Origin of the sequence: Halomonas sp. 3D7M (assembly GCF_014897885.1) — a bacterium.
Lineage (GTDB): Bacteria > Pseudomonadota > Gammaproteobacteria > Pseudomonadales > Halomonadaceae > Vreelandella.
Window position 1 is genome coordinate 11,213 of sequence record NZ_JABUZF010000239.1, and the last position, 5,837, is coordinate 17,049.

Below are 5,837 nucleotides of genomic sequence, written 5' to 3' on the forward strand. Positions count from 1 at the left end.
CCAGCCAGTCAATGGCGGGTCTTGCCCCTATTGTAACCGCGGGGTTAGCTGTTGTTGTGGTAACGCGTAGTATGTTGACCCCCTCGCTGCGCCCGCTGGATGACAGTAGTGGCCTTCCTGCCTTGCCAATGATTGAGCTAGCGCTTCATCGTGCTCCACACCGTCCTTCTGAGCCTGCGCGGCGTTTAGGAGAATTGATTCGCGAACAGCTAGCGGCACCTAGTGAAGCGTTATAAGGTGTTGCTTTAACATGTTCATTGATAGGAAGCTAAGATGCCTATAGTCACTATCCAGCAATTCCCCCGTGATCTTGCGCAAAAGCGAGAATTGGCAAAGCGTATTACTGATGCGTTCTGCGATGTGTATGGTACCGACCCAGTGAGCGTGCAGGTGTTTTTTCAAGAAGTAACCCAGGAAAATTGGTCCAAAGGCGGCCAAATGGGGGCTGATTGTGATACGGCTCAGTGAGGGGCTCGATAATTTAGGATCCTCTGATTAATGTTATGAGCGTAGGCCAGACAAGGCAAAAATCAACGAAAAAGCGGAGTTTACGAGTTGTAAATGAGCATTTTGAGGCGATTTTTAACGCAGTATGGCCAAGCGCAATAGTTAATCAGAGGTTTCTTAGTTTTTCTAACGCAACCTGACTGAGCTAAGCTAACTACCATGACGCGAATGAGCCAGGAGTTCTGAATGCACGAGCTAGATCACTATATTTATCCTCACCGAGTGTTGCATTGGCTAGTGGCAGTCGCCGTGCTGCTGTCATTGGCAAGTGGTCTGACGCTTGGCTTCCTGGGGTATGAGCGCGCCGTTGATTTGCTTGGGAATGCGCTTACCAACGTGCTCTATACCAGCCATAAAACCTTAGGCGTGACGATACTGTTGCTAATGACGCTGAGGATTATTACGCGGCTAGCTTTTGTTGTGCCCGACCACGAACCGCCGCTCAATGCCTTCGAGCGAATTATCAGTACTAGCGTGCATCACTTGCTTTATGCGGGGCTAGTGGTTATGCCACTGATTGGTTGGACAGCCACTGCTACCGGCGGCTTTCCTGTTGAGTTTTTTCAATGGCATTTGCCGGGGGTATTGGGCAAAAACGAAGCGCTTTCGCAAACGCTGTTTGTTTGGCATGAGCGTTTAGGGTGGGCGTTAGTTGTGCTTATTACGCTGCATATTGCGGGTGCTCTATTTCACTGGCGAATCAAGCGCGATAACGTTATGAAACGTATGAGTTTATTTGACTGATATCGTGTTCTATCCGTCAGGATCACGCTGAACCATAGCCATAGTAACGGGTGGTTTGGCGTGACTTGGCGGCGTACATTTGGCTATCCGCTTCGCGAAGCAGGCTGGCTAACGTGTCGTTATCTGCATAGCTAATACAAATACCGATACTGACGCCGACGCTAACTAACGTGCCATCAGGTAGCTTGATAGGTGAGCGAACGGTCTGTTCGATACGGTTACGCATCTCCTCTAACGCAGTCTGATCAGTTATCCCCTCCAGTAAGAGAATAAACTCGTCGCCGCCAAAGCGCGCGCAATGATCACTCCCACGTGCGACGTGCACGAGACGCTTGGCGATTTGCTGAAGCACGAAATCGCCTACCTCATGGCCATACTGGTCGTTAATTGGTTTGAAGCAGTCAAGGTCACACATGACCAGTGCTAAAGGCGTATGCGTTTTTCTACAGTGTTCAAGAGCCGCTTCTGCGCAGCGTGTCAGCCCGTTGCGGTTAAGCAAGCCGGTGAGCATATCGTGATTGGCTAGCTTCTCTAGTGCCTGAGTACGAGCGGCTACTTTTGCTTCTAGAACAGCTTCCTGTTTTTTGAGCATTGCGACGGTTTCTGCTTGAGCACGCTCTTTTTGCCATTTTAATTTATTAAAACGTGCGGCTAGTGCGAAAGATAGCAGCAACATCTCAATGGCTGAGCCGATTTGTATTCCGTGAAGGGTTAGGAAATTGGCGGGTAGAATACTAAGGTTTCGAAGTGCAAACACGCTAGCCCCAAGTAGAAATATTGACCAGGCGAGCACAAAAATACGGGCGCTAGGCACGCGGCGCCAACTGCAATAAATACCGCACACGAGCATTAATAGTGAGGCAGCAAACCCTGTTATATCCATTAAGCGTAGGGCGGGTTGAAGTGGCAAAAATATCATCGCTACCAGCGCTATATAGCAGTAGCCGCGAAACAGCGTAATGATGTGATGCCAACGTGGGCAGTAGATGGCCGTGTTAAGAAAACTTTGCGTGAATAGGGCGCCCATCGCAGAAGCAAAGGTAAAGCCAATCGCTACCAGGCGCGCGGTGTTATCGCCTAGGAAACTCCAAAACATCAGCGTGCCAAGGCCATTGAACGTCAAACTTGCCAGTGTAAACCCGAAGGCAAATAGCGCGTAGTAGAGAAATACGTGCTCTTTAAGCACAAAAAATAGCAGCAGGTTGTAAATGCTTAATGCTAGCAGCATGCCGAAGTAAGTCGCCAGCCAGAAATTATGCCGGTCATTTTGAGTATAAAACGCCTCTGGCGTCATTAAGCTGTAGCTCAGAAACTTACTGCCCGTGGCTTTTACCTGGGTATAAAGCGTCACGGTTTCTCCGCCGACCAGCATCACCGGAAAAACGGCCTGTCGGTGGGCGATTGATCGCTCGTCAATTGGCACGGCGCTTCCGCTGTACTGAACATCGCTAGCGTGTTCCCTCAGCGTATACAGAGTGACATGGTCTAAAAATGGGTATTCGAATTTAACCATCCAGGTAGTCGGGAGGGACGATGCATTACGAATTTGTGTTTTTAGCCAGACATCGCTTTGTGTATAGCCGAAATGTAGGTTAGAGGCGTGATGGACCGGTTTAAATGAAGGAGATAATGCTAAAACATCGCGTAGGTTTAGCGATTCTAAGGTATTCCAGTAACCGCTTGCTTCATTTAAGTCGTAACGCGCCTGCTCGGGAGAGACGACGATGGTAGCTGCAGCACTTGCTTGTGAATGCCAGCTAATAATAAGCACTAACAAGCCAGCCGGAAGGCGCTTTAACCAACAGTAAGCATCCATAAATATCGCTATTTTGGTTATTTTTGCGTTGGGCTTTATCGCTTCTAGGTCTTAGTGCCTAGGTTCCCTTGCCTGCCTTGGGCGGGTTTTGCTCCTAGGCAAAGTGTAGACCTCTTTCAAAGCGAGTGGCCGACAATGGGTCTAAAGCATGAGACAGTTCAGACTTTTAGTTAGGCGCTGGACTAGTTGTCCACTGTGGCGCCAAAAATGCCAATAAAGTGGCACGGTAAGCGAGTGGCCGGGGGCGATGCTGACAAGATGGCCTTTTTGCAGTTGGTCTAGTGCCTGCAGTTGTGGAACCATTCCGTAGCCAATGCCTGCGGTGGCGAGACGCACAAACCCTTCTGATGAAGGGCACAGGTGGTAGGGGAAATGGCCGTGATAGCCACACTGAGCAAGAAACTGATGCTGAAGCTGGTCATGAGGGCCGAACACAATCACTGGGGCTTGCTGAAAAGCTTCTGGAGAAAGGCCTTCAGGAAAGTAGCGTTGCACGTAGGCAGGTGATGCTAGCGGGAGATAACGCATCTCGCCTACTTTAATACAGCGAGCGCCCGCGATGGGTGTTGGCGTAGAGCAAAGGCAGGCTGCGACATCGCCATCTCGCAGACGGTTAAGCCCAACGTCCTGATCCTCAATAACTAAATCGAGCAATACGCCCTCGGTTTGACAGATATCTGCCACAGCGTTTGCCCACCACGTCACCACGCTGTCAGCGTTGATGGCGATTCTTAGTCGGGTCGTTGCGTTATCTAGCGTAGGTAGCGTCTGCTGTAGGTCGCGTTCTAACAGCTGTACTTGCTGGTAATGGGTGAGTAGCCGCTGACCAGCAGGTGTAGGTGAAAGCTTAGGATGGCGCATTAGCACTGGCTGGCCTAGACGTACTTCCAGTGCTTTTATACGTTGGGAGATGGCTGATTGAGAAAGTCCTAATGTATCGCCTGCTCGTTCAAAACCGCCGCACTCCACCACAGTGGCCAGAGCATGGAGAAGTTTGTAATCCAACATGGCCGTCTTCCCAGGATAAGAAAGTAATGACGTTATGCAAAAGGCGCGTATTTAACAAATAAAAGCGCCATATCTTTATGCAAGTGAGATTGAATGTCATAAGTAAATGAATTACATTAATCTACAGGGAAACGACACTAAACTCTTAATGCCATCGCTTAAAGGACACTGTAATGCCTGTCATCATGCTCCGTCGCCCTCTTGCAGGTATCGTTGCGCTTAGCGCGCTGATGCCTTTGGCCGTTTCCGCTGACGATGCTGTTAGCGCCGGCGCTGTGGTTCATCACTATGCCGACTTGGCGCATGCTAATTACGCCGATGCGCTCAATGCCGCCGAGGTGTTGAACGAGCGTATCGACGAATTGCTGGCCAACCCTACTGTTGAGGCTCTTAACGCAACTAAGCAAGCTTGGTTGCAAGCACGGGTATCGTATCAGCAAAGCGAAGTATTTCGTTTTGGCAATGTGGTGGTGGATGACTGGGAAGGGCAGCTGAACGCCTGGCCTCTGGATGAAGGCATGATTGATTATGTCGAAAGCGATGGCTATCAGCATGAGCTGGGTAATGAAGGGGCCACTGCTAATATCATTGCCAACGAACGTATCACGATAGGGGGGGAAGTCCTGGATGTCAGTGATATTACGTCAGAGCTCTTAGCCGACCTTAACGAAGTGGGGGGCTCAGAAGCCAACGTCGCCAGCGGCTACCACGCCATCGAATTTCTGCTCTGGGGGCAGGACCTTAATGGCTTCGAAGCAGGCAGTGGTGAGCGTCCGGTGAGTGACTTCCAAGCCGGCGATGACTGCACCCATGGTAACTGCGATCGCCGCCGGACGTACCTGGATGCAGTGTCGGACCTGCTAGTCAGTGATCTTGAGTGGATGGTTGCCCAGTGGTCGCCTGAAGTTGAAGGCAACTATCGTCAGGAACTGCTGGCTGAAAGTGATCAGGAAGGCCTGCGCCGTATGCTATTTGGTATGGGGTCGCTATCGTTGGGTGAACTAGCGGGAGAGCGCTTGAAAGTCGCGCTTGAAGCCAACTCTTTTGAGGATGAGCACGACTGCTTCAGCGATAATACCCACAACTCTCACTACTACAACGGCCAGGGGATTCAGAATATCTACACCGGCAGCTATCAGCGCCTTGATGGCAGTGTGGTAGAGGGGCCTTCGCTGCAAGACTTACTGTCTCAGACAGATAGCGAGCTAGCCGATACCCTTGGTGAGCAGCTTGAAGCCACCATGGCGCGGCTTGATGCTATCAAGCAAGCGGCTGAAGCGGAAAGCTCGCCGATGGCATTCGATATGATGATTGCGCCGGGTAATGAGCAGGGCAGTGAATTGATCAACGAGGCGATTCTCACTCTGGTGGCGCAAACGGCATCCCTTGAAGAAGCCGCCGGTGAGTTGGGGGTTACCTCTTTGCAGCCGGATGATGCAGGCCATCGTTTCTAAATCATTCGTTTGATTTTATGAGCCGTCTGGCAGCTTGGCTGTCGGACGGCTTTTGTCGTTTGTCTCAAGGTATATTTATGTGCCACCTCTCTCGCTTTTTTGCCTTCAGGCGACTCGCTCAATGCTGCCTTTTCTTAGCACTGTTGGCGGCCTCTTTGTTTGTGGTCTCTTTACAGGCGGCTGAATCTCCCGCCATTCAATCGTCGCCGATGAGCGGTGGCGATGGGGCAGTGGAGCAATTTGATCACAACGCTTATTCATTACCGCTACGTAACATGTCGATGACCAAGCGGCTTGATTTCAGCGTC

At 50.7% G+C, this 5,837-nt stretch carries 5 protein-coding genes and 2 pseudogenes; 5 read left to right on the forward strand and 2 right to left on the reverse strand.

The genetic code is table 11. From position 1 onward, the window contains the following. The 3 genes and pseudogenes from INT22_RS21070 to INT22_RS13810 all read left to right on the forward strand — a co-directional run. A pseudogene (locus INT22_RS21070) lies at nt 1-236 on the forward strand (LysR substrate-binding domain-containing protein); the annotation flags it as partial. Nucleotides 237-273: 37 nt separating this feature from the next. After that, entirely contained in the window at nt 274-468 is a 195-nt protein-coding gene (locus INT22_RS13805; protein ID WP_089038970.1) for a tautomerase family protein, read from the forward strand. A gap of 225 nt (nt 469-693) precedes the next feature. Continuing rightward, nucleotides 694-1,251, forward strand: coding sequence for a cytochrome b (locus tag INT22_RS13810; protein ID WP_089038969.1), 558 nt, complete (start codon nt 694-696; stop codon nt 1,249-1,251). A 22-nt stretch (nt 1,252-1,273) separates the two neighbouring features. On the opposite strand, the gene INT22_RS13815 is transcribed toward INT22_RS13810, so the two are convergent. Continuing rightward, nucleotides 1,274-3,067 carry a diguanylate cyclase gene (locus tag INT22_RS13815; protein ID WP_193060924.1) on the reverse strand — a complete coding sequence of 598 codons (1,794 nt, stop codon included), beginning with the start codon at nt 3,065-3,067 and terminating at the stop codon, nt 1,274-1,276. Between the two features lie 141 nt (nt 3,068-3,208). Further along, nucleotides 3,209-4,075: a LysR family transcriptional regulator ArgP gene (locus INT22_RS13820; RefSeq protein WP_089038967.1), complete on the reverse strand. Its 867-nt coding sequence runs from the start codon at nt 4,073-4,075 to the stop codon at nt 3,209-3,211. Between the two features lie 173 nt (nt 4,076-4,248). Between INT22_RS13820 and INT22_RS13825 the strand changes: the two genes are divergently transcribed. Together INT22_RS13825 and INT22_RS21075 are read left to right on the forward strand one after the other, a co-directional pair. Next, entirely contained in the window at nt 4,249-5,529 is a 1,281-nt protein-coding gene (locus INT22_RS13825) for an imelysin family protein (RefSeq protein ID WP_193060925.1), read from the forward strand. Nucleotides 5,530-5,606: 77 nt separating this feature from the next. Continuing rightward, a pseudogene (locus INT22_RS21075) lies at nt 5,607-5,837 on the forward strand (di-heme oxidoredictase family protein); the annotation flags it as partial.

What these genes read in the sequence shown, in the direction of transcription:
- INT22_RS13805 (WP_089038970.1), top strand. Translation starts at nt 274, where the DNA reads ATGCCTATAGTCACTATCCAGCAATTCCCCCGTGATCTTGCGCAAAAG.
- INT22_RS13810 (WP_089038969.1), top strand. Translation starts at nt 694, where the DNA reads ATGCACGAGCTAGATCACTATATTTATCCTCACCGAGTGTTGCATTGG.
- INT22_RS13815 (WP_193060924.1), bottom strand. Translation starts at nt 3,067, where the DNA reads ATGGATGCTTACTGTTGGTTAAAGCGCCTTCCGGCTGGCTTGTTAGTG.
- INT22_RS13820 (WP_089038967.1), bottom strand. Translation starts at nt 4,075, where the DNA reads ATGTTGGATTACAAACTTCTCCATGCTCTGGCCACTGTGGTGGAGTGC.
- INT22_RS13825 (WP_193060925.1), top strand. Translation starts at nt 4,249, where the DNA reads ATGCCTGTCATCATGCTCCGTCGCCCTCTTGCAGGTATCGTTGCGCTT.